Genomic DNA, 22,123 nt, shown 5'->3' on the forward strand with positions numbered 1-22,123 from the left:
AAGATGCTAGGCTGAGGTTGGCTCTCAGGCGCGGTTCTCGACGAAGAGACGGATGCCGATGAGCCGGTTGATGATGTAGACCATCGCCAGCGTGAGCCCCATCAGGAGGGTCGAGACGGCGGCGATGGCCGGGCTGGCCGAGGCCTGGATGTCGGAGAGGATCTTGACGGGAAGCGTGGTCATGTCGACCCCGATCAGGAAGACCGAGACCGTTACTTCGTCGAACGAGACGATGAAGCTGAAGAGGAATGCGCTGACGAGCGCCGGCCGGATCATCGGCAGCGTGATCTTGCGGAAGACGGTGATCGGATCGGCCCCGAGCGTCGCCGCAGCCTCCTCGACCGAGAGGTCGTGCTGGCGCAGTCCGTTCACGATCGGAGCGTAGACGAACGGCATGACCAGGATGAGGTGGGCGACGGCAAGCCCTGGGAAGCTGCCCCGCAGGCCGAGAACGAGGATGAGCGAGAACAGAGCCATGGCCAGGGCCGCGTGCGGCAGCAGGAGCGGCAGCTGGATCAGGAACTCGAGCAGGTTCTTGCCCGGAACCCTGCGACGCGTCGTGACGAGGGCGGCGAGGAAACACACGAAGGTCGTCGCCGTGGCGGCCACGGTGGCCAGCGCGACGCTGACGAGGAAGGCGCGGCCCCAGGCCCAGGAGGTCAGCACCTCGACATACCACCGCAGCGACAGACCCTGCGGCGGGAACTCGAGATATCCCCGCGGCGTGACGGAGGCGACGACCACGACCAGGATAGGCGCCAGGATGAAAGCGAATGCCGCGGCGGCGAAGGCGGTGAGCACGGCTTGTGCGGGTTTCATCGAGCGTCCTCAGGTCCGCCGGCTCGGCAGTTTCCGCGTGGCCCACCGATCGACCAGCTGGAAGGGGATGACGGCGATCGCCGCCGAGCCGGTCAGAAGGATCGCCGCAGCCGAAGCCGCGGGGAAATTGTAGTAGACCAGCATCTGGTTGTAGATCATCGTTCCCAGCATGTTCTGCTGCTGCCCGCCGAGCAGGAGCGGCGTGACGATGGCGCCCAGGGAGAGAAGGTAGACGATGCTGGCCGCGGTGGCGACGCCGGGAAGCGACAGCGGCAGAACCACGCGAAGGAACACTTTCAGCGGCGAAGCCCCAAGCACCATCGCGGCCTCGAGCAGGGTCTTCTCGATCTTCACGTAGACCGCGAGGATCGCCAGGACCGCAAAGGGGATGAAGATGTGGACGAGTCCCACGATCACGCCCCCGTCGTTGAACATCAGCGGCAGAGGCCTGTCGATGATCCCGGCCGCCCTGAGCGCGGTGTTGACGAGGCCACGCGGCCCCAGGATCACCACCCAGCCATAGGTGCGCACCACGATCGACACCATCAACGGCATCAGGATCAGCACGAGGTAGATCACCTTCGGCCGCAGTGCCATGAACACGGCGAGCGGATAGGCGATGAGGAGACAGATCGCCGTCACTTCGAGCGCGATGCGGTGGGTATACCAGAAGACCCGCATGGCCTCGGGCCTGCCCAGGAAGTCCGCCACGTTCGCGACGGAGGATCCCTCCACCCCGGTGAAGGCCTGCTGCACCAGCGTGCCGACACCGGTCAGCAGGCCGATCAGCAAGCCGATACAGGGCAGCAGCAGCAGCAGGGAGGCCCTACCAAAGCTCATGAGGAATCCTCGCGTTGTTCCCGCCGCTCAGCCCAGGGCCGCTTCGATCTTCTTGATGAGATCTTCGCGGGTGGACTCGATGTAGGCCCAGTCGGGATTGAAGGTCTTGGCGACGATCTCTTCGCGCGAGTAGCCGAGGCGCTGCACGAGGAGGTCCTCGTCGATCTTCGCGGTCGTGTTCAGCGGGATGTAGCCCGATGCCGCGAAGTTCCGCTCCTGCGGAGCCGCGGTGCCCGCGAAACGCGCGAACTCGAAAGCGGCTTCCATATGCGGAGCGTTCTTCGGGATCACGAACACGTAGGGGATCATGAGGGCCCCTTCCTGCGGGATGTTGACCTCGACGTTGGTGGCGCCCTCCTCCTTCAGCGTCCAGACCTGGCTGGAGTAGTAGGCGGAGGCGACGGCATCGCCGCGCTGGAGCAACTGCTGGTTCTGCGCCATGGAGGTGTAGGCCGTCAGGGCATTGTCGGAGACGGCCTTGTACTGCTGGATCCCGGTCTCCAGCTGCTTCTGGTCGCCGGTGAGCATGTGGGCGTACCAAGGCACGTCATAGAGCGAGGCGAAGACCGGCTTGGTCACCGTCACCTGCCCCTTCCACTTCGGGTCGGCCAGTGCCTTCCACGAGGTGAAGTCCTCCTTCTTCGAGAAGTCGGTATTGTAGCAGAGACCATAGAAGATGAACTGGATGGGGATGCCGGAGATGTGCTCGTCATCCAGCATCGGCAGCATGTTCTTCGGCACGTCCCTGAGCGCCGGGAAGTCCGCGAGCTTGAGCGTCTCGGTCACGCCCATCTTGTTGAGCTTCATCGCCCCGGAATAGGAGTGATAGGACGAATTGTAGATCGGCGCCGACGCGTTCGACATCACGGCCGTCTCGGTGGAGGGCACCTCGACGATCTTGAACGGGATGCCGGTCTCCTGGGTGAAGAGTTCGCCATAGGCCTTGCGGAAGGCGTTGGCCACGCCGCCGCCGAAGTTGCACTGGATGATTTCGCCCTTGCCCTGGGCATAGGACTGCCGGCCGATGACGAACGGCGCCGCGAGAGCGGCGGCACCCGTGGCGATCAGATGACGGCGGTTCAGTATCAGCTTGTCGGTCACGAAAGGCCCCTCATTGGGTGTTGTAGAGTGGTGGTGGCGATCAGGCAGCGGGCAGCGCAACGCAGCCGCCGTCCTCGAAGGTGATCTGCACGGCCTCTCCCGGGGCGAACCCGGGCTCCTGCGGGCCGTGCCGGGTGCGGACCTTGACGTCGCGCCCGGCCGCAGAAACGAGGTAGCGCGTTCCGCTGCCTATGAACGTTCGATCGGTCACGGTCCCGACAAGGCCGTCGGCAGCGCCGGGACGAGCGAGGTGCAGGTAATCCGGACGGAACATCACGTCGACCCTGTCGCCGGACTGGAAGCCGGCGCCGCGGGCAGTGACCACCTGCCCCACCTCATCGATGCTCACCCGGGCCGTCCCGCCGCTCGCGTCGCTGACCCGACCGGGAAAGACGTTCGTCTCACCGACGAAGTTGGCGACGAAGAGCGAAGCGGGCGTGTCGTAGACATCCCGGGGCGACCCGAGTTGCTCGATCAGTCCGTGGTTCACCACGGCGATCCGATCGGACATGCTCATCGCCTCTTCCTGGTCGTGCGTAACGAAGATGAATGTGGTGCCGACCTGCTTCTGGATGCGCTTGAGCTCCTCCTGCATCTGCTGGCGAAGCTTCAGGTCGAGAGCAGAGAGCGGCTCGTCGAGCAGAAGGACGGACGGCTGCGTGACCAGGGACCGGGCGAGTGCGACGCGCTGCTTCTGCCCGCCCGACAGCTGGTGAATCAGCCTCTCCTCGTAGCCGGCCAGGCCGACCATCGCGAGCGCATCCCCAGCCTTGCGCCGTGCGGCGGCGCGGTCCTCCTTGCGAAGCAGAAGGCCGAACATCACGTTCTCGCTGACGTCCATGTGCGGGAACAGCGCGAGGTTCTGCATCACCATGCCGATCGGACGCCGGTAGGTCGGCACCCTGGTGACGTCGCGCCCGTCGATCAGGATCCGCCCCGACGTGGGGTCCTCGAAACCCGCGACCATCCGCAGGATGGTGGTCTTGCCGCAGCCCGACGGACCGAGCAGCGTGAGAAACTCTCCACCGAGAATATGCAGGTCGACGCCTCGAACAGCCTCGACGTTGCCGTATCGTTTGACGGCGGCTTCTACCTGGACTTGACCCAAGGGCATGCGGAGGCCGGCTTTCTCGCTTTCTGCGCTTCTCCGGTCAGCCTAACCGCGCCCATCCGTTAGTCAAGGTCAAATATTTTGTTGCGGCAATATTTTTTAATGCGATAAAGTTTTTGCGCCGGTCGCCGGTTCAGCCCGTCCGCGGCCCGTGTGGGGATTGGGCGCGCCGGCGCTCATTTCATTGGAATAAAGAACTTAGGTCCTATACAGGTTGTGCCGTCGGTCGACCGCAGGCTGTTCCACGGAGGTCCCTGTGTCAGGCGGCCGTCCGTGGCTCGCGAGTGCACGGATTTCGCGATCGACCGATTCCGCAGCGAGGCCAGGTGCGGGCCTTAGCGCTTGCCCTTAGCGAGAGCCTGGCAGCCGATGACGAGGTTTGGAGACGACATGGAAAAGGCGGGCGCAAATCTGGGACTGCGCGACCGGCAGCGGCTGCGCCGACACAGGGCGATCGTTTTCGCCGCCGCCGATCTGTTCACCGCGAAGGGCTTCGCGGAAACGACGATGGAGGATATCGCGGGCCTGGCAGAAGTCTCGCCGCCGACGATCTACAATTACTTCCGATCGAAGAGCGACATCCTCCTCGGGCTTCTCGAGATCAGCAAGGAGATGATGGACGAGGCCCTCGACCGCATCATCGAAGACCCCAGGGGCGATCCGATCGACGTCATATGCGAATTCGTCCGCATCGATCTGCAGGACGGCTTCGACTACCGTCAGAAGAACGTCTGGCGCATGATCTCGGCCGCCGCGCTCGAAGCACAGGACGAACGCCGCGCAGCCTATATCGAGGCCCAGTCGATCTTCACGCGCAAGCTCGAGCGGCTCCTCCGGCAGATGCAACTGCGCGGCCACGTCGATCGCGACGTCGATGCGCTGACGGCCGCGCAGCTGCTGAACGCCATCACCCGCGACTGTTTCCGCCTCTACATGATCATCGAGGACATGAGCATCGAGGACATGCACGCGCGGCTTCGCCTGCAGGTCGAACTGGTCTGGCGCGGCTTTCTCCGCAGCTAGGACCGCGTCAGACGCGCCGGTCGCGCAACCACTGCCGCGCCTTCGCCAGAGCGAGCGATGGGGCGACGCCCATCGGCCATGCGGGCTGCAACGCGATCGGCCGGATCGGGCTGACGGGAAAGGCCGGCACATGCGCCGCGCCGCTCAGCGTCGAGGCCAGCATCCGGGCCACTTCCTGTCCCATCACCGTGGCCATGGCGACGCCGCGACCATTGTAGCCGAGACAGGCGAAGCCCGCCGGCCCCAGCCGATGCACGTGCGGGTAGTGATCGGCAGTCAGGGCGAGCCGCCCGTTCCAGCCATATTCCCAGCCGACCGCCCCTATTCCCGGCCAGAGCCTTTCGGCCTGCGCGGCGAGCGAGGGGAATGCGCCGGGACCGCTCCGGTCCGCCATCGCGCCTCGACCGCCGAAGATCAGTCTCCCTGCGCTGTCGACCCGATAATAGGTGGTGATCGCGCCCGCCTCGAAGACCGATTCCCCGCCCGCCGCGATGCACGCGCGCAGGGCCGGCGGCAAAGGCTTCGACGCAAGGATGGCGCTGTAGACCGGAAGCAGCGAACGGGCGAGCCGGGGCACCAGGGGTCCGGAGTATCCATTGGTGGCGATCATGACCGCCCGGGCGACGACGGTGCCCTGCGGCGTCGAAAGCGTCCAGCGACCGCCGCTCTCCCCGATACCGTGAACGGGGGTGTCGCAGTAGATCCGCGCGCCGGCACGCTCGGCTGCGGCAGCGATCCCGAGAACATATTTCAGCGGGTTGAGCTGGCCGCCCTTCGGATCGCGAAGCCCACCGGTGTAGCGCGTGCTTCCGGTCACGGCGGCGGCTTCCTCGCGCGAGAGCATCCGATAGTCCACGCCCTCTGCCCGCGCATCGCGCGCGAGAGCATGCAGATCGGCCAAAGTGCCCCGATCGACCGCCGCGCGAATCGTGCCGCCCCTGCGGATGTCGCAGGAAATGCCATGCTCTTCGACGAGTTCGAACACCGTATCCGCAGCGTTCTGCGACATCCGCATCGCGCGTTCGCCCAGATCCGCCCGCACTCTTGTCGGCGCATGCTTCAGCCCGGGATTGATCTGGCCTCCATTGCGGCCGGACGCACCCCACCCCGGCGCATTGGCTTCGAGCACCGCGCAGTCGATGCCCGTGCCGGCCAGAGCCAGGGCGGCCGACAGGCCCGTGAAGCCTGCACCGACGACGGCGACGTCGACCTGCAGATCGTCGTCCAGCGGGACTCGCGGCGGCGGGACCAGCTGATGGGCATAGAGGCTGTCCGGACAGGCCTGCCCGCCTCGCGTCCTGACGCGATCGATCAGCATGGCTAGACCATGTGGCGGGCGAGGAAGTCGCAGATGAACCTGAATTCGGCTGCCGCCTGCGCTCCCGTGAAACGTGCCCGCATGAAGCCATGGATCATCCCCCGCGCGGTCCGCACGGTGACGTCGTTTCCGGCAAGAACCAGTCTGGCGGCATAGGCCCGCCCCGCGTCGCGGATCGGGTCGTATTCCGCCATGTGGACCAGGGTGGGTGGAAGGCCCGTCAGATCGTCGGCCAGCACGGGGAAGGCGACGGGATCGTCGAGCCACGGGCCGCCTGGAAACAGAAGCTCGCCGAACTCCGTGGTGCGGGCTGCGGTCAGACCGAAACCCGTCGCGAAGTCCACCATCGATCCCGCATCGGGGATCGGCCCCGCATTGGCGTAGATCACGGCCTGGGCGCGGATCTTCGGACCGCCCGCGAGCTTCGCCTTCTGGCAGAGGGAGGCGGCGAAACGCCCGCCCGCACTGTCGCCCCCGACCACGAGGCGGTCGGGGTCGATGCCAATCGATGCTCCCTGTTCCGCCGCCCAGACCAGCACCGACCAGCAATCGTCGAAGCCGGCCGGCCAGGGGTGTTCGGGCGTCAGGCGATAGTCGACGCTGATCACCGTCGCGCCGGTCTCCACCGCGAAACCCCAGGCGATCGAATCCGAACTGTCGAGATCGCCGAGCATGTAGCCGCCTCCATGCAGGTAGATCATGCAGGGCGTCACTGCGGCTGCCGCTTTCGGGCGGTAGATGCGGACCGGCACGTCCCCCTCCATGCCCGGCACGGTGGAGTCCGTGACGTCGAGCGTGTCGGGATGTGGCTCGGCCAGTCGGGCCGCATAGGCATTCCAGCTTTCGCGCTGGGCCTGCACGCTCTGACCGGGCGGCGTCGGACGGCGCGCATTCACCAGAACCATCATGTCCGGATGAAGGGGGAATCTCCGATCGTCGTCACCGGCCATGCGGCATCTCCTGTGCGTGCACCCCGGAGGGAAGCAAGAACCCATACAAATCTTTTACTCCGATAAAATTACATATTGCAATCGAGTTTTTTTCGAACCCCGCGGCTCCCGAACGACCGGAAGCCGCCGTCGCGCGTCGGGTCGAGGCGATGGTGGCGCGGGGATGTTCGACGGCGGCTCTCCCTCGGAAAAATCGCCCGTCCATCGCGACGAGCAGGGTGGCGTCGGAGCGACGCGCAGGCCGGGCGGACCGGCGCGACCCGGATGCCCGACGATCGACCGCGCGATGGCGACCTCGCCGCGATCCGCCCTCGCGACGACGTCACCACGCGCTGCCGGCACCGGCCCGTCGCCGCCGACGGGGTGGCTGCGCGACCAGTCTTCCGCTGGACGGGCGGCGAGAACGGACCGTCGAGCGACCGGAAGAGCGTGCCGGCGTCGACGCGTCGCGCCGGCGAAGCTCGTCGACGCAAGGCTGCCGTGGTGCCGGGAAGCCGCCCCCGCTCGCGGGACAAGGCGTGGCCGCTCACACAGCCTCCGCCGGCCGTTCTGCGCTCCGGCTGAAGCCCCGGATCACCTCGACCAGCCGCTCCGTCCGCCCGACGTCGAACACCTGCTGCAGCCCTTCCGGAGCCTCGTCGATGAAGGGGCTCTCGCAGAGCAGGCCGGGTCCATGGTGTCCTTCTCGGTGAGGTGCTCGATCACCATCTGGCGACGCCCAAGGCTCCTTCGGGATCTGCGGGACGCGAGACAGCCCACGAGCAGAGTGGTCGGGGAGAGCGCAGACGGGCAAGCCTCGGCCCGTCGATTCTGGCCTGTTCCTCGCTGCGACTGGTCCGGCAGATTCAGGCGCCGGCGAGCACCGCGAGCACAGCACGAAGAACTCTCTGTTTCAGAAGCAGGGGAGGTTGGCTGGGGAACCTGGATTCGAACCAGGACTAACGGAGTCAGAGTCCGTGGGTCTACCGTTAACCTATTCCCCACCAGTGTGACGCTGCCGCACATGCGGCATGGGCGTGCGGACGGTAATCCGGGCGCCGCGCCAGCGCTGATGGGGCGCTACTTAACACATTGTCGGGCGCGATCAAGCCCGCAGCGGTGGAAAAACACGCAGGGGTGCCGGGCGTGTGGACGGCGGCGGCGGGCAGGCGCGCGCGACCGCGGCGGCCCATCCCGACAGGCTTCTTCCGGAACGGGCTCGCCGCGACCGCGCGCCCACCTGCGGCACGGCGCTCCCCGACACATCGTGCCCCAGGCATCGCGGCGTGCGGCTCGGGGCGAAGGCGCCGCCCCTGCCCGCGCCGCTGCGGCGCGCGGACGTCCTGCCCGAGGCCCTGCCTGCACGCCAAGGCCTCGCGGGGCGCCTGCCGGAAAAGCCCCCGCCGCCGTTGCCTTGCGCGGGGTGCATGTTGAAGCCCCGACAGCTTTCCGCGGAAGGCGGCGCACCTGCCCGACGCTCGCACGCCGGTCCATCCCCTGCCCGCGCCGATATGCCACCACGCCCGCCCTGCCCGACGCCCCGCCGGCACACCCGGCTTCGCAGAGCGCCGTCCCGGATACGCCCGTCCTCCTCCCCACCGCCGTTGCCTTGCGCGGCTTTCTTGCTTAAAGCCCCGGCCAGCACATCATGGGGGAAGGAATGTCCGGACCAGTCGTCCTGATCGCCGGCGGCGGCATCGGCGGGCTTGCGACCGCGCTGACGCTGCACCAGATCGGCGTGCGCTGCATCGTCTTCGAGAGCGTGAAGGCGCTGAAGCCGCTCGGTGTCGGCATCAACATCCAGCCCAACGCGGTGCGCGAACTGGAAGACCTCGGCATCGGCACGGCCGAACTCGACCGCGTCGGCCTGCCGGCGCGCGAATGGGCGCTGGTGGGGCTGAACGGCAACGACGTCTATTCCGAGCCGCGCGGTCTCGAGGCCGGCTATGCCTGGCCGCAATATGCCGTGCATCGCGGACGCCTGCAGATGCTGCTGTTCGAGACGGTGGTGGAACGCCTCGGCGCCGATGCGGTGCGGCTCGACAGCCGCGTCACCGGATATCGCAACGAGCCCGGCGGCGGGGTCACCGCCGTCGTTCAGCATTCGGACGGGTCGACGAACGAGGAGACCGGCGCGCTGCTCGTCGGCGCCGACGGCATCCACTCCGCGGTGCGCGCGCAGATGCATCCGGCCCAGCCGCCGATCCACTGGGGCGGCGCGGTGATGTGGCGTGGCACGAGCCTCGGCAAGCCGATCCGCTCCGGTGCCTCCTTCGTCGGCCTCGGCACGCACCGGCACCGCGTCGTCTTCTACCCGATCTCGCATCCCGACCCGAAGACCGGCCTGTCGGTGATCAACTGGATCGCCGAGGTGACACAGGACGCCTCGAAAGGCTGGCAGGGCGGCGACTGGAACAAGCGCGTGGCGCTCGAGGACTTCGTCCACCATTTCGACGGCTGGACCTGGGACTGGCTCGACGTGCCCGCAATGCTGTCGGGGGCGACCGACGTCTTCGAATATCCGATGATCGACCGCGACCCCGTGCCGACCTGGCGCGACGGCGCGGTGGCGCTGATGGGCGATGCCGCGCACGCCATGTATCCGACCGGCTCGAACGGCGCGAGCCAGGCGATCGTCGACGCGCGCGTGCTCGGTGCCTGCCTGGTCGAGCACGGCGTGACGGAAAGGGCGCTCGCCGCCTATGACGATAGGCTCTGCGGGCCGATCTCGGCCGTCATCCTGCGCAACCGCGGCGCCGGCCCCTTCGGCCTGCTCAACCTCGTCGACGAACGCTGCGGCGGCGCCTTCGACAACATCGACGACGTCATTCCCGCCGAGGAGCGCGCCGCCTTCATGGCCGGCTACAAGGCCGCCGCCGGCTTCGCCATCGAGAAGCTCAACGCCGCACCGCCCACCATCGCGCCCGGCGCGCGGGTGAAGGAGACGGCGTCGGCCTGAGAGGCTGCGGAAGAATGCCCGCTTCCCTGCAGCTCGAGCCAGAAATCGCCAGGATTTCAGCAGGCATTCTTTCGCATCCTCGATCGATTCACACAGTCTGAGCGGGCCGGCGCGAAGCCCTCAGGATCAGGCCGCGCCGCACGGCTCGGGAAGCCGCGGCAGCCACGAATCGTCCGGCAGGAAACCGAGCAGGCGGTCGAGCGCCGCGAGCGGGTCTCCCGACTGCACCGCGCCGCGGTGATGGCCTCCGGCGAGCGTCACCGTGCGGCCGTCCGGCAGGGCGACCGGCACCTCGACCGCGGTGCCCATGAGCGCCGGCGACACCCCCGCGAAATCCGGCACGGCGGCGTCGGGCGCGGCGAACAGCGACGGCGCATGGACGCAATCCGCCCCGAGCGGATAGCCCACCCGGCCGTAGACGTCGGGGAAGGAGGGGTCGTTGCCGACGTCGCCGAACATGCGGATGCCGAGTTCGCTCCAGCGCCGGGTGAATCGCGTCGCCTCGGCCGCCGCCTCGCCGATGGAGGACCGGGTCGAGACCGCGCCGTCCGGCCCGAACAGGCCGGCCTTGGCCTTCGGGCCGAAGGCGATCGCGTTGTTGGCGTGGATCAGCCGCCCCAGCGCGCCGCTGGCGAACACGCCCTTGCCGACCCCCATGAACCAGGAATTGTTGAGGACGTGGATCGGCCCCTCGTTGCGCTGCGCGCCGCCGAGCTTGAACAGCGTCGGGTTCATGCGCGGTTCGAACCGCGCGAGGTCCTCCGGCGACAGGTGCGTCGAGGGACGATGGGTGAAGGCCGCGGTGTTGCCGTAGACGTAGAACCAGCCGGCGCGGTCGAGTTCGAAGGAGAAGGGGCGGAAGCAGTTCCGCAGGCGGTTGCGGCGGATCACCCAGTTCCAGGCATGGCCCTCGGGTTCGAAGACGTTGTCGCGGATGCGGACGAAGTCGTTCTCCTCGATCAGGACGTTGGCGGAAGACTGCCGGCCGCCGTTGAAGGCGAGCCCGTCAGGCGCGACGCCGGGCGCCAGCCTGTCGTGGCTGTTGAAGACATGGATGGCATTGAAGGCGTCGCTGACGCGGTTCCTGCGGATGATGACGTTGCCCGAGACGTTCCAGGCGCGGAAGAAGTCGCCGTCGAAGCAGCGCCAGTCACCCGTGAGATCGACGGCGGCGTCCTTCTCGTTGTCGCTCGCGCCGTGGATGCGCGCCCAGGGGATGCGGTTCCACATGTCGTGGCCGTCGCTGGTGTCCTGCTGCCAGTCGCAGTGCTGGACGACGATGTCGTGCGTGTCGATGCCGTTGGCGCCGATCGCGATCGTGCCGCCGCGGAAGCGGACGTCGTGGATGACGACGTGCTGGCAATCGTCGAGATAGATCGCCGTCGGCCAGCAGTCCGTGAAGTCGAGGCCGTGGATGGCGACGTGGCGGCAGTTGCGCAGCGTCAGCATCGCGAAATCGCCCACCTGTCCGACGCTCGGATAATAGCCGGCCCGCTGGCGCCGGTCGGCGAGCGCGTTCGCCCATGACCGCGCTTCGTCCAGGGAGAGGCCGCTGGTGAAGACCGTTGCACCGCTCCGCGTGCCGCCGTCAGGCCCGATGACGATGGGCCGTGCCGGCGTGCCGGCGGCGCCCTGGATGACCAGCGGCACGTCGTATGTGCCGGACCGGAAGCCGATCGTATCGCCCGCGAAAAGCCGTGGCGGGATCGCGCCATAGGCGCGGGGAGCAACCACGATCGATACCATGCGGATGATCCTCCCGCCTGCCGGACTCATCCGGAACGTTCCTGAAGCGGGAGTATCGCGCCAGCGTCGAAAAAGATAAACCGTCGAAGCGACGATGCGCGCCGGCAGCAGTCTCGACCCCGGTCCGGCAAGCGCGGTCGAAACGTCACGCGCCCTGGCCTGCGCGAAGGTCTTGCGATCGGAGCGCGACGCGATTGCCTAAGACGAATGCGCCCGACTGTTCAAAAAAATGGCTGTTGCATCAGTCTTGGTCAAAGTCATGTCGATGACGGCCCATGGTTAGAAGCGAATGCGTCCTTCGCCTCCGCCCAAAGCTCTTGCAGCTTGATTCCAAAGCGAGAATTCGAATAAGTTGCTGCCATTGGGCCGGGCGGGCGATCATGAACTCCAATGCCGCGATCTTGGAACTGGGCAGCACCCCGCACCCTCGGACGAAGCTCTTTCTGATCGACGATCATCCGATCGTCGAAGCGGGCCTCAGCCTTCTCCTCAGGGGGCATCCGGACCTCCACCTGTCGGGCAGCTGCTCCAGTCCGGACAGCCTCGCCAGCGAGGGTCTCGACCGGATCGCCGACGTCTTCATCCTCGATCTGGTCTACCGGGGCACGATCAACGTCGATGCCATCCGCAGTATCCGCAAGCTCGCGCCCGACAGCGTCATCGTGGTCTATTCCTCGCTCCCCAACAGGCAGTACCGGACGGTCGTCGCCGCCGCCGGAGCGGACGAGTTCGTGAGCAAGGATTCGAGCCTCGCCACCCTGCTCTCGACCATCCGCGAGATCGTCGTCCGGCGCCGGACCCGGGACGTGTTTCCGGCCTTGCCTGCGAGGGACGCCGCCGGGCCGACCGGGACCGACACGATCGTGATCGGCGACGTTCACCTGACGCGCCGCGAACGGCTGGTGGCGGGCATGATCGGACGAGGGGTGTCGATCGCAGAGATCGCCCGCACGGTCGGGATCAGCAAGAAGACCGTCGCGGTGCACCGGGACAACATCCGGCGCAAGCTGAACTGCCGCGACAGCAACGAGCTGATCGCCCGTCTCTCGGCGCTCTCGCTGGCGCCCTGACGCCGGCGTCTCGCGGCGCACGGACGGCGGCCGGGATTCGCGCGGGGCCGGCGCAGTGCTCGGCGGACCGCGCCCCTTCACTTTCGTCATCCCGGGCGAAGCCGGAGCGAAACGGAGGCGCAGACCCGGGATTCATGCCTCGGCCGATATCGGAGAGCGGGACGACGTCGAAAAGAGTCGGCTTCCGGTGGATGTCCTCCACCGGATTGCGGTCAGGGGCGGCGAGGCATGGATCCCGGATACGCCGTCCTTCGCTCCGCTCGGACGCCGTTCCGGGATGACGAAAGTGGGGGCGGAACGCCGTGCGACGGCGAAGGCAGTCCCGGTGCCGGCCGCCCTGTCGCGCGTCATTCCGGAAGACGAAGCGCGCTGCGCGGCCGTCCGGCATGAGGGAGACGGCGAGGCCGGTCTCCGCAGCGGCGCGCTCTAGGCCTCGACCCCGTCGATCATCTGGCGCGCCATGTCGCGGATCGGCGCCGCGGCGACCGCCGCCAGGTTCTCGAGGATGTCCATGGCTTCAGCCTCCTCGCCCATGCCGCGCAGCGCCACGGCGAGGAAGAAATAGATCGCGTCGCTGGGCTCGGCGGCGTTGAGGATCGCGGCGGCACCGCGCGCGTCGCCCCGCGCCATCTTCACGAGCCCCTGCCCCAGCGGGCCGATCTCCGCCCCCGGCCGCGCCAGCGCGAGCGCGGCGAAGATGGCGTCCGCGCCTTCAAGCGTGCCGCGTGAGAGCCCCAGCATTCCGATCGACGCGAGAAGCCGCGTCTCGTCGCTCGTCAGCAGTTCCGCCACCGGTCATCCAGCTCCCTTGCGCCGCCGAAGCGGCAGGCCGTCCGGACCCTAGCGCCGCGGGCCGGCACGATGGTGTCAAAGGATACATCCGCTCCCCCGCCCGGAAGGCACAACGGGAGCGCCGCGCGGCCAGACGGCAGGAGGCCAGGAATCGTGTTCACCAGATTTTTGCGTGCGGCGTCGCAGCGCAACGACGTCATCCTCGCCTTCCTGCTGATCTGCATCGTCTTCATGATGATCCTGCCGCTGCCCACCTTCCTGGTGGACATCCTGATCGGCATCAACCTCACGCTCTCGGCCATCCTTCTGATGGTCGCGATCTATCTCTCCGACATCGTCGCCTTTTCCGCCTTTCCGGCGATCCTGCTCCTGACGACGCTGTTCCGGCTCGCTTTGTCGATCACCACCACGCGCCTGATCCTCCTCGACGCCGATGCGGGTCAGATCGTCGAGACCTTCGGCAAGTTCGTCGTCTCCGGCAATCTCGTCGTCGGCGCCGTCATCTTCCTGATCCTGACCATCGTCAACTTCATGGTCATCACCAAGGGGGCCGAGCGCGTCGCGGAAGTCTCGGCGCGGTTCTCGCTGGACGCGATGCCCGGCAAGCAGATGTCGATCGATTCCGACATGCGCGCCGGCCAGATCGACATGAACGAGGCCAAGAGCCGCCGCGGCAAGCTCGAGAAGGAATCGCAACTCTACGGCGCCATGGACGGCGCCATGAAGTTCGTGAAGGGCGACGCCATCGCCGGCCTGATCATCATCGCCGTCAACATCATCGGCGGTATCCTGATCGGCACCACCCAGCGCGGCATGGACATCGGCGAGGCGCTGAACCTCTATGCCATCCTCACGATCGGCGACGGGCTGGTGTCACAGATCCCGGCGCTGTTCATCTCCATCACCGCGGGCTTCATCGTCACCCGCGTCTCGTCGGAGAAGAACGAGAATCTCGGCTCCGACATCGCCGGACAGCTCATCAACGAACCCAAGGCGCTGCTGATCGCGGGCGGCATCTGCGTCGGCTTCGCCCTGATCCCCGGCTTCCCGACCATCACCTTCCTGCTGCTGGCCGCGCTGGTGGGCGGCGGCGGCTACATGATCATCCGCCGTCGCAAATCCGACACCCGCGAGCGAGAGGGAACCCGCATGCCGGCCCTGTCCGCGGCGGCCGGCCCGGTCGGACAGGCGCCGCGCTTCCCCGACGAGGAGGAGGACACCCGCCCCGTCGAGCCGGTCACCTTCGCCCTGACGGTGCCGCTGATGGTCGACATCGCCGCATCGGTGCGTTCGGCGATCAAGCCCGAGCGGCTCGACCGCGAGGTCGCCCGCGTGCGGCGGGCGCTCTATTTCGACCTCGGCGTGCCCTTTCCCGGCATCCACCTGCGGCTGAACGAGAACCTCGCCGCCGGCCACTACCGCATCATGGTCAACGAGATTCCGGTCGCCGCCGGTGCGGCACGGGCGGACCACTTCATCGTGCGCGAGAGCGAAGCCAACCTGAAGATGTTCGACATCCCCTATGAAAGGGGCGACGATTTCCTGCCGAACACGCCGAGCCTCTGGGTCCATACCCGCCATCTCGGCCTCGTCGACCAGTCGGGCATCCAGCGCATGACGCTGCCCAGCATGCTGACCTACCACCTCGCCCACGTTCTCAAGGACCATGCGGGGCAGTTCCTCGGCGTGCAGGAGGCGATGTTCCTCATGAACCAGATGGAGAAGAACTTCGCCGAGCTCGTGCGCGAGGCGACCCGCGCGCTGCCCATCATCACCATCACGGACGTCCTCAAGCGCCTCGTCGGCGAAGGCATCTCGATCCGCGACATGCGCACCATCCTGGAGGCGCTGGTGGAATGGGGCCAGCGCGAGAAGGACCCGATCCTGCTCTCCGAACATGTTCGCGGCGCGCTCTCCCGCTACATCACCTACAAGTACTCCGGCGGCCAGAACGTCATCCCGGCCTATCTGCTCGGCAAGGAAGTCGAGGACGAGGTCCGCGGCGCCGTGCGCCAGACCTCGGCGGCTTCCTACCTGGCGCTCTCGCCCGACTTCCACCGTCGCCTGATGGAGGCGCTGAAGGCCTCCATCGGCGACCTCAGCGGCCATGCGCTGACCCCGGTCCTGCTCGCGCCGATGGACATCCGCCGCTTCATGCGCAAGATCGTCGAGCGGGACTTCCCCGAACTCGCGATCCTGTCCTTCCAGGAGCTGGCGCCCGACGTCAGCATCCAGCCGCTCGACCGAATCCGCATCACCTGACGGCCGGAGGAGGACGTGACCTCGACGGCCGCGACGCCGGAACGAAGCACGCGGGAGGCCGCCCGCCTGCTCGGATTCCGCGCCGCCCTCTTCGCGCTCGTCGCGGCGATCGCCCAGGCGCTCGCGCTGGTCCTCCTCGCTCCGGCCTTCGACGGAGCGCCGAGGCTCGCGCTCGCCCTTCTCGTCGCCGCGGGTCCCCTGCTGGCGGCGTTCCTTCCGGTCGCGACGATCCTGCAGCCGCTCGCCTGGGCGGGCATCTTCTTCTCCGCCCTGTCGACGGCCGGAGTGGCGGTCTCCGCGCTGCCCACAGCAGACCCGGCCGGATGGACGGCGAGCGATCTGGCCGTCGCCTTCGCCGGCTTCGCCTACTGGCCGCTCGTCGCGAGCAGCCTTTCGGCAGGACGCGCGCTGGACGATCTGGCGCACCGGTCGGCGTTGATGGCATCGCTGCAGCGCCCTGGCCGGTCGGCCGCAACGGCCGTGGACGGCAGGCTCGCAGGGTCGGCAGGCGCTCTCGCGCTCTACGCCCTCGCTGCGGCAATCGTTCTCCTGTCGGCGCTCTTCCTCGCAGCGACGCTGATGCAGCGCCGAGCTTCCCTCGAATGGCTGATCTCGACCCCCGCCCACGTCGCGATCATCGTCCTGTTCTGCGCGATCTGCGTCCTCCTCACCCAGTCCTGGCGCGATCACCTGCGCGCCGCGATGCGCGCCGAATCCGCCGAGCCCGGTGCCGTGGAAGCCGCGAGGCGGCGCGCGGCGGCGCAGCGGCGGCTGCTGCGCACCCTGATCGGCCTCCTTCCGGTCCTCGGATTCCTCGGCACCGTCGTCGGCATCATTCAGGCGCTTGCCAGTCTGCCGGTCGCGCTCGCGGATCAGCCCGCCACGCAGGGCGCCGGACTGGCCGAAAGCCTCCGCGGCATCGCCACCGCCTTCGAGACGACGCTGCTCGGACTGGTCGGGTCGATCGCCGCGACGCTGGCGCTCGCCGCCGTCGAGCGCGCCGAGGCGATCGGCGAGGCCGACGCCGCCCCCAGAGCCCCGGAGCCGGAGCCGTGACGCCCGCCGCAAGCGAAGCGGAAGCGGGTGGCGCCGCCGCGATGGCCGACCTGATCCTGGGCACGACGGGCATCCTGCTGGTGCTGCTCGTGACGCTCGGCCCGGCCGTCCTGTCGCGCCAGGCATCCGCGACGGCGCGGGAGCCCCTGGCATTGCCGCCGGGCTTCTCGACCGAGGGCCATGCCGGGCCGATCCTGTTCGCCGGTGCCGGCGGGCTGGCCCTGGCCCCGGGCGGAACCGTGATCCCCGTTTCGGCCATCGCCACGAGTCCGCTGCCCGCGGGACCGGGAACCGCCCGCCCGCTCCTGATCGTCGCACCGGACGGAATCGAGGCTGCCTTCCATGCCAGCGCGCGCCTGGCGGCGCTGGGAGCGACTGCGATCGACCGCGTCCGCGTCGACCGCACCTGCGCCGAAATCCGCCGGATCGAACGTCGCGGAACAGGTCTCGTTCTCGTCTGCGGGGGCCGGTGACCGGCCGGCGGCCTTCGAGACGCGGACCGTCCGCGCCGCACGCCGGGGCGGAACCGCTGGCGGGCGTTTCCTTCCTGACGATCCTCCTCGACGTGTCGGCGAACCTGCTCTGCGTCGTGGTCCTGCTGCTGACGGTGTCCGCCGCCGGCCGGCCGCCGCGGCCGGCGTCCGCCGAGACAGGCTTCCCGATCCGGCCCGGCGAAGTCGTCGAACCGGCGGGCCTCGTCGAGGCGTTCCGGCTTCGCGCGGTGCGCGACGCATCCATCGCCACGGTGGACCTGCGGCGCGACCATGTCGAGGTGAAGCCGGCCGGGACGCCGCCGGCGGACGCCGTGCGCCTGTCCCTCGCAGCGCCCGCTCTCGCATCGGACCTGCGCGGACTGGTGTCGCCCGCCGCCGGAGGCATCCTCGTCTTCGTCTTCGCGCAGGACGGCCATCCGACGCTGCGCCGGGCGCTCGACGCCGTCGCCCTGCCCGTCACCGAGATCGACGTGCCGCTCGCGCTGCGGGCGCCCGGCCCGGATGCAGGCTGGTCGGACGCCTACCTTGCGCTCTTCGGCCGGATCAACGACCCGGCGGCTTTCCCGGAAAGGCTGGCACGCATCATCGCCGGGGGTGGCGGAACCGGGAGTCCGGCAGGCGAGCCCGCTTCCGCCTCCGCTCGCACGGACGGGGTCTCGACGACCCTCTGGGTCACCCTCGGTGCGGCGGGGCGCCTCTGTTTCCTCGCGCTGTCGGTCGGAGCGATCATGCTCGTCGGCCGCCTGCGGCCGCTCGCGGGCGGCGATCCCGCGTGAGCGGCGCGGGAGTTCGGAGTCTGTTCCGGAAAGCCGCGCGAGCCGCGGAGGTCCCGACGCTCCCTCAGGCCGCCGCGCGGCCGTGCCTCGTCTGCGGCATCCCGCCCGGCGCAGGGAACTCGAACTCGAATCTCGCGCCGCGCGGCGCCAGGTTCTGCGCCGTCAGCCGTCCGCCGAGCCAGTCCGTGTAGCGACGGGCGAGGCGCAGTCCGAGCCCCGCCCCTTCCTGGGACGCGCCGACACCGTCGCCGCTCATGATCCGGGCGAGGCGTTCAGGCGCGATGCCGGGGCCTTCGTCCGAAACGTCGACGACGATGCACGCGCCCTCCCGGCGGGCGCCGATCCGGATCGCACCGGCAGGCGGCGAATGACGGATCGCATTGTCGATGACGGTATCGAGGATGTGTTCGACCACCGCCGGCTCCGGCGTCCGCAGTCCATCGGGTATAGCCAGCTCCGTCGCGAGCGAGTGGTGGAGGAGAGGCAGCCGGTGCGCGACCAGGACACGCCGCACGATGGCCGCCAGTTCGTCCGTCGGGCCGGCGGTCGACGGCCGCTGATCGCCGTCCGGCGCGATGAGGCCGGCGATGCGCACCATCAGCGCCTTGCAGGTCTCGCGCATCATCGCGAGCGTGGAGGTCAGCGTGCTCGCATCGAGATCGCCGCGCGCAGCCGCCGTCTCCAGCGCTTCGATCGTGTTGCTCACACCCGCGAGCGGGCTCCTGAGATCATGCGCCACCAGCATCATCAGGGTCTCGCGCTGGTCGAGCAGCTGCTCGACGGTCCTCGTCCTGGCCAGCACGCGCTGCTCGAGTTCGGACTTGACGCGCTCGGCCTCGGCCACCGCGGCGGAGACGCAGAGCGTCACGATGGCGAGAACCGCCAGGTAGATCTGCAGGTAGACCAGCGAGCGCCACGGCAATTCGGACGGAAACACCACGAAGCCGTTGAGGGTCCCCAACGAGGCGCCGGCCGTGACCAGAGCGATCGCCGCCAGCGCTCCTCCGGCGCCGAAGCGGAAGGCCGCCCAGACGAGCAGCGGGGCGATCATGTAGGGTGTCGGCCACTCCGAAATGTGGTCGGTGAGATAAAGGCCGCAAAGGGCCTGGATCGCCAGGCACAGCGAGACCACCAGCGCGACGGCTTCCAGCGGCCGGCCGGGCACCGGGCTGCGGACGCGGTTCGACAGGGCGAGAACCGTGAGCCCGGTGAAGATCAGGATGCCGGCCGCGTTGGCGACGTACCAGGTCAGCGCCACCTCGAAGAGGCCGTCGCTCTGCGTTCCGACGAGGAACGAACTCGCGGTGACCCCGCAGACGACGCTGATCAGCGGCGGAAAGACCGGTGCGATGAGCAGGAAGCGGATGACGCCGCGGGTGTGGAAGAGGAACGACTGTCCATAGGCATGGCGTTCGATGAGGAAGGCGGTCAGCAGCGCCTCGCCCGTATTCGCCGCCGCGATGAGGATCGCCAGAAGGGCCGCGACCTCCAGCGGCAGGCCGACCCCGACGTTGATGGCGAGGTTGACCGCGAAGGACCCGGCGCTGACGCTCGGCCAGTAGGCCCTCCCCTTCGCCAGGATCAGGCCCGTCGCGAATCCGGACGGCACCCAGACGGCTGCCGCATTCCACTGCACCGAAGCGGTCGAAAGCGACAACGCGCCGACCAGCACGTACACCAAGGCATAGCCAAGGAGCCTGATTCCGTCCGCGCGCTCGTTCAAGTCCGCAAACCTCCCGCGCATTCGCGCCTGCCCGCGCTCGCAGAGCCGCGTAACGGCGGCCGACACGGCCTCTTCGCAGGCCTCGCTCGAACCGTCCGCGTCACCCCGGCCTTCACCCCTCGTCACGATACTGCCCGCACCCTGCCGCTTTCGCTATCCCCGGAAAGCCATGGCCCGCCGCTTTCGCACATTTCGTTCGTCCGCGGGGCAAGAAACGGCAAATCGGATGCTGCCCGAAGCGAATCTAGCGTTTTCCGTCCCTCTCAGCGCTGCCGGACCGTGATGTCCGGCACAGTGGCCGCGGGGGACCGTTGCTAACGTGCATCGGGTTCAGCCCGGCCATGCTGTCGTGCCGGGGAGAAATGACGATGAACCGACGGGAGGCACGTCTGGCGGTGCAAAGATCGGGTGGCGAATGGGGCGGAGAGCCCGGGGCGGCGCCCTTCCTCCCGTCCCGGCCGGTCGTCGCCGCGCGCTGGTCTCCGAGCCGCTCTCCCCGCGCCGCGAGCGCATCGGGAGCGGCCGGCCGACGGACGTGGGTCCGGCTTTCCTTTTGGCCGGCAGATCTTCCGGCACCCCTGGAGTGCCCGGCGACGGCGGACCCGAGGAGGCGGCCGGCGGCTGCGCCGTCCCCATCCTCCCATCCCGCGACGGCGGGCGCGACTGTCGTTCGACCATCATGGTGAACTCGATCAACAGCGGCAACGGCCCGCAGGTCCAGCCGCGCACAGGCGGCCCGGACAGGGGATCGCTCGCGGACGCCGTAACCTCCGCGCAGTCGCTCGCGCAGCTGCGCTTCAGCGCGGGCAACATGCGCGATGTTCCGCTTCAGGACGGCGCGCTCGGCGGCAGGACCGCGGAGTTCGTGCGTCTGCTCTCCCTCGGCATCGACGCGCTGTCCCCGGGCGAGACCCAGCAGGAAAAGGCGTCGGTGGGTGCGCGCCTTCGGCTCGAGGCGCTCGACCGGATCGCCCTGTCGAAGGAAGAAATGGCGATCCTCGACGAGATCGTGACCACGATCACCGGAAGAAGCGGCCGATGATGTCGCTGCTCGATCTACGGCGGGCGGTCCTCGATTCGCAGCCGGCCGCCGTCAACAGGCTCGCAAGGTCCCTTCTGGCGGCCTTTCAGCGCGAAGCCGGGCCAGGCGAAAACTGGCGCCCCGTGGCGCGCCGCCATCTCCACGCGATGGCTGCGCACGCGCTGCTGGAGGAACGCGCGCTCGGCGAGGAGCGCGCCATGGCCTTCGTGGCAAGCACGCTGGCGCCGCTCGCCCGCCTTGCGCCACTCTATCGCGGCGCCGGCGAAACCGATCTGGCCGGACTGGCCGGCCTCGTCGAGGGGATCGGATCGGAGCGGCTGGCGGACGAGGCGCGCCTGCATGCCCTGGGCCAAGCCGGCAACGTCCTGCGGGAGGCCGTCTCCCGCGCGCGGGAAAGAGGCGGCACCGCCTCGCCCGGCCCCGGTCCCGCGGACCGGGAGGTGAAGGCGGCGTTGCGCCGTCTGCTTTCCGTCGCGGCGCCGGCGCTGCGGTTCGAGCTGGCGCTCGACGCATCGCGCTTCATCGCGTCGCAGGCCGCGAGGCTGCCTCTGTCGACCCTCGCGCATACGCCCTACGAGGAGATGCTCGTCCGCGAGCTCGACCTCCTTCAAGGCCTCGTCGCGGCCTATCTGGACGAGCGCTGGTTCCGCAACGGTCGCTACGTGACCCTGTTCTCGACGATTCCGGCGGAGGTCCTTGCTCCAGTCGGACGCGCCGTTCGCGAGACCGGCGACGACCGCCTCTTGCGCGCCACCGCTTCGGCCATCCTGGTTCCGGCACTCGATCGGCTCGACCAGCTGGAGCGCGGCGACCTCGACGCGGACGCGTTCGCGACGGTCGCGGAGACGGGGCGCCGGCTCGCGGACTGGATCGAGAGGATGATCGCGGCGGATACGTCGCTCACGAGCCAGGATCCGCGCAGGATCGGTCTGGACCGGCTTCGGAGCAGCCATGGACCGTCCATGGACGCGCTTCTCCTCGATCTGCGCGGGAGGTGCTTCGATGCCGACCGTTCGGAATGAGCAGTCCAGCCATCGCGCCACCCCTCGGCCGGTGGTCGAC

Annotated in this window: 18 protein-coding genes and 1 tRNA gene; 9 read left to right on the forward strand and 10 right to left on the reverse strand. The window is 68.5% G+C overall.

Annotation, left to right across the window (positions count from 1 at the left end):
• Positions 1-24: 24 nt before the first annotated feature.
• From IAI54_RS13585 to IAI54_RS13600, 4 genes are read right to left on the reverse strand one after another with little or no spacing between them, the layout of a single operon-like run.
• On the reverse strand, positions 25-819 hold the full coding sequence (locus IAI54_RS13585; RefSeq protein WP_187972846.1) for an ABC transporter permease: 795 nt from the start codon (positions 817-819) through the stop codon (positions 25-27).
• A 9-nt stretch (positions 820-828) separates the two neighbouring features.
• Positions 829-1,659: an ABC transporter permease gene (locus IAI54_RS13590; RefSeq protein WP_187972847.1), complete on the reverse strand. Its 831-nt coding sequence runs from the start codon at positions 1,657-1,659 to the stop codon at positions 829-831.
• 27 nt (positions 1,660-1,686) lie between these two features.
• The gene (locus tag IAI54_RS13595) at positions 1,687-2,760 is read right to left on the reverse strand and encodes an extracellular solute-binding protein (RefSeq protein WP_187972848.1); all 1,074 of its coding nucleotides are present in this window, start codon (positions 2,758-2,760) and stop codon (positions 1,687-1,689) included.
• Positions 2,761-2,800: 40 nt separating this feature from the next.
• Entirely contained in the window at positions 2,801-3,874 is a 1,074-nt protein-coding gene (locus tag IAI54_RS13600; protein WP_187972849.1) for an ABC transporter ATP-binding protein, read from the reverse strand.
• Positions 3,875-4,261: 387 nt separating this feature from the next.
• On the opposite strand from IAI54_RS13600, the gene IAI54_RS13605 reads away from it, so the two are divergent.
• Positions 4,262-4,894, forward strand: a complete 633-nt coding sequence (locus tag IAI54_RS13605) for a TetR/AcrR family transcriptional regulator (RefSeq protein ID WP_187972850.1) — start codon at positions 4,262-4,264, stop codon at positions 4,892-4,894.
• Between the two features lie 7 nt (positions 4,895-4,901).
• On the opposite strand, the gene IAI54_RS13610 is transcribed toward IAI54_RS13605, so the two are convergent.
• The 3 genes from IAI54_RS13610 to IAI54_RS13620 all read right to left on the reverse strand — a co-directional run bounded on the left by IAI54_RS13610 (position 4,902) and on the right by IAI54_RS13620 (position 8,145).
• Entirely contained in the window at positions 4,902-6,212 is a 1,311-nt protein-coding gene (locus IAI54_RS13610) for an NAD(P)/FAD-dependent oxidoreductase (RefSeq protein ID WP_187972851.1), read from the reverse strand.
• Positions 6,213-6,214: 2 nt separating this feature from the next.
• The gene (locus tag IAI54_RS13615; protein ID WP_187972852.1) at positions 6,215-7,162 is read right to left on the reverse strand and encodes an alpha/beta hydrolase; all 948 of its coding nucleotides are present in this window, start codon (positions 7,160-7,162) and stop codon (positions 6,215-6,217) included.
• A gap of 909 nt (positions 7,163-8,071) precedes the next feature.
• Positions 8,072-8,145 (reverse strand) — tRNA-Gln (locus IAI54_RS13620).
• Positions 8,146-8,801: 656 nt separating this feature from the next.
• Here IAI54_RS13620 and IAI54_RS13625 point away from each other — a divergent pair.
• Complete coding sequence (locus IAI54_RS13625) at positions 8,802-10,100, forward strand: flavin-dependent oxidoreductase (RefSeq protein WP_187972853.1); 1,299 nt, start codon at positions 8,802-8,804, stop codon at positions 10,098-10,100.
• A 126-nt stretch (positions 10,101-10,226) separates the two neighbouring features.
• Here IAI54_RS13625 and IAI54_RS13630 read toward each other — a convergent pair whose 3' ends face one another.
• Positions 10,227-11,846: a right-handed parallel beta-helix repeat-containing protein gene (locus IAI54_RS13630; RefSeq protein ID WP_187972854.1), complete on the reverse strand. Its 1,620-nt coding sequence runs from the start codon at positions 11,844-11,846 to the stop codon at positions 10,227-10,229.
• Positions 11,847-12,226: 380 nt separating this feature from the next.
• On the opposite strand from IAI54_RS13630, the gene IAI54_RS13635 reads away from it, so the two are divergent.
• Positions 12,227-12,916 (forward strand): LuxR C-terminal-related transcriptional regulator, encoded by a 690-nt coding sequence (locus IAI54_RS13635; RefSeq protein ID WP_187972855.1) that lies wholly within the window; start codon positions 12,227-12,229, stop codon positions 12,914-12,916.
• A 426-nt stretch (positions 12,917-13,342) separates the two neighbouring features.
• Here IAI54_RS13635 and IAI54_RS13640 read toward each other — a convergent pair whose 3' ends face one another.
• Positions 13,343-13,708, reverse strand: coding sequence for a hypothetical protein (locus IAI54_RS13640; protein WP_187972856.1), 366 nt, complete (start codon positions 13,706-13,708; stop codon positions 13,343-13,345).
• A gap of 153 nt (positions 13,709-13,861) precedes the next feature.
• On the opposite strand from IAI54_RS13640, the gene sctV reads away from it, so the two are divergent.
• From sctV to IAI54_RS13660, 4 genes are all read left to right on the forward strand, one after another.
• Positions 13,862-15,970: a type III secretion system export apparatus subunit SctV gene (gene sctV, locus IAI54_RS13645; RefSeq protein WP_275403611.1), complete on the forward strand. Its 2,109-nt coding sequence runs from the start codon at positions 13,862-13,864 to the stop codon at positions 15,968-15,970.
• Positions 15,971-15,985: 15 nt separating this feature from the next.
• Complete coding sequence (locus IAI54_RS13650) at positions 15,986-17,026, forward strand: MotA/TolQ/ExbB proton channel family protein (RefSeq protein WP_187972858.1); 1,041 nt, start codon at positions 15,986-15,988, stop codon at positions 17,024-17,026.
• On the forward strand, positions 17,023-17,499 hold the full coding sequence (locus tag IAI54_RS13655) for a hypothetical protein (RefSeq protein WP_187972859.1): 477 nt from the start codon (positions 17,023-17,025) through the stop codon (positions 17,497-17,499). Before IAI54_RS13650 ends, IAI54_RS13655 begins: the two co-directional genes overlap by 4 nt.
• Before the next feature lie 92 nt (positions 17,500-17,591).
• On the forward strand, positions 17,592-18,296 hold the full coding sequence (locus IAI54_RS13660) for a hypothetical protein (RefSeq protein WP_187972860.1): 705 nt from the start codon (positions 17,592-17,594) through the stop codon (positions 18,294-18,296).
• A gap of 64 nt (positions 18,297-18,360) precedes the next feature.
• On the opposite strand, the gene IAI54_RS13665 is transcribed toward IAI54_RS13660, so the two are convergent.
• Positions 18,361-20,019 carry a sensor histidine kinase gene (locus tag IAI54_RS13665; protein WP_187972861.1) on the reverse strand — a complete coding sequence of 553 codons (1,659 nt, stop codon included), beginning with the start codon at positions 20,017-20,019 and terminating at the stop codon, positions 18,361-18,363.
• Between the two features lie 679 nt (positions 20,020-20,698).
• On the opposite strand from IAI54_RS13665, the gene IAI54_RS13670 reads away from it, so the two are divergent.
• Together IAI54_RS13670 and IAI54_RS13675 are read left to right on the forward strand one after the other, a co-directional pair.
• Positions 20,699-21,061, forward strand: a complete 363-nt coding sequence (locus tag IAI54_RS13670; RefSeq protein WP_187972862.1) for a hypothetical protein — start codon at positions 20,699-20,701, stop codon at positions 21,059-21,061.
• Positions 21,058-22,083 (forward strand): hypothetical protein, encoded by a 1,026-nt coding sequence (locus IAI54_RS13675; RefSeq protein WP_187972863.1) that lies wholly within the window; start codon positions 21,058-21,060, stop codon positions 22,081-22,083. Before IAI54_RS13670 ends, IAI54_RS13675 begins: the two co-directional genes overlap by 4 nt.
• The last annotated feature ends 40 nt before the right edge of the window (positions 22,084-22,123 follow it).

Source organism: Aquibium microcysteis (assembly GCF_014495845.1).
GTDB lineage: Bacteria > Pseudomonadota > Alphaproteobacteria > Rhizobiales > Rhizobiaceae > Aquibium > Aquibium microcysteis.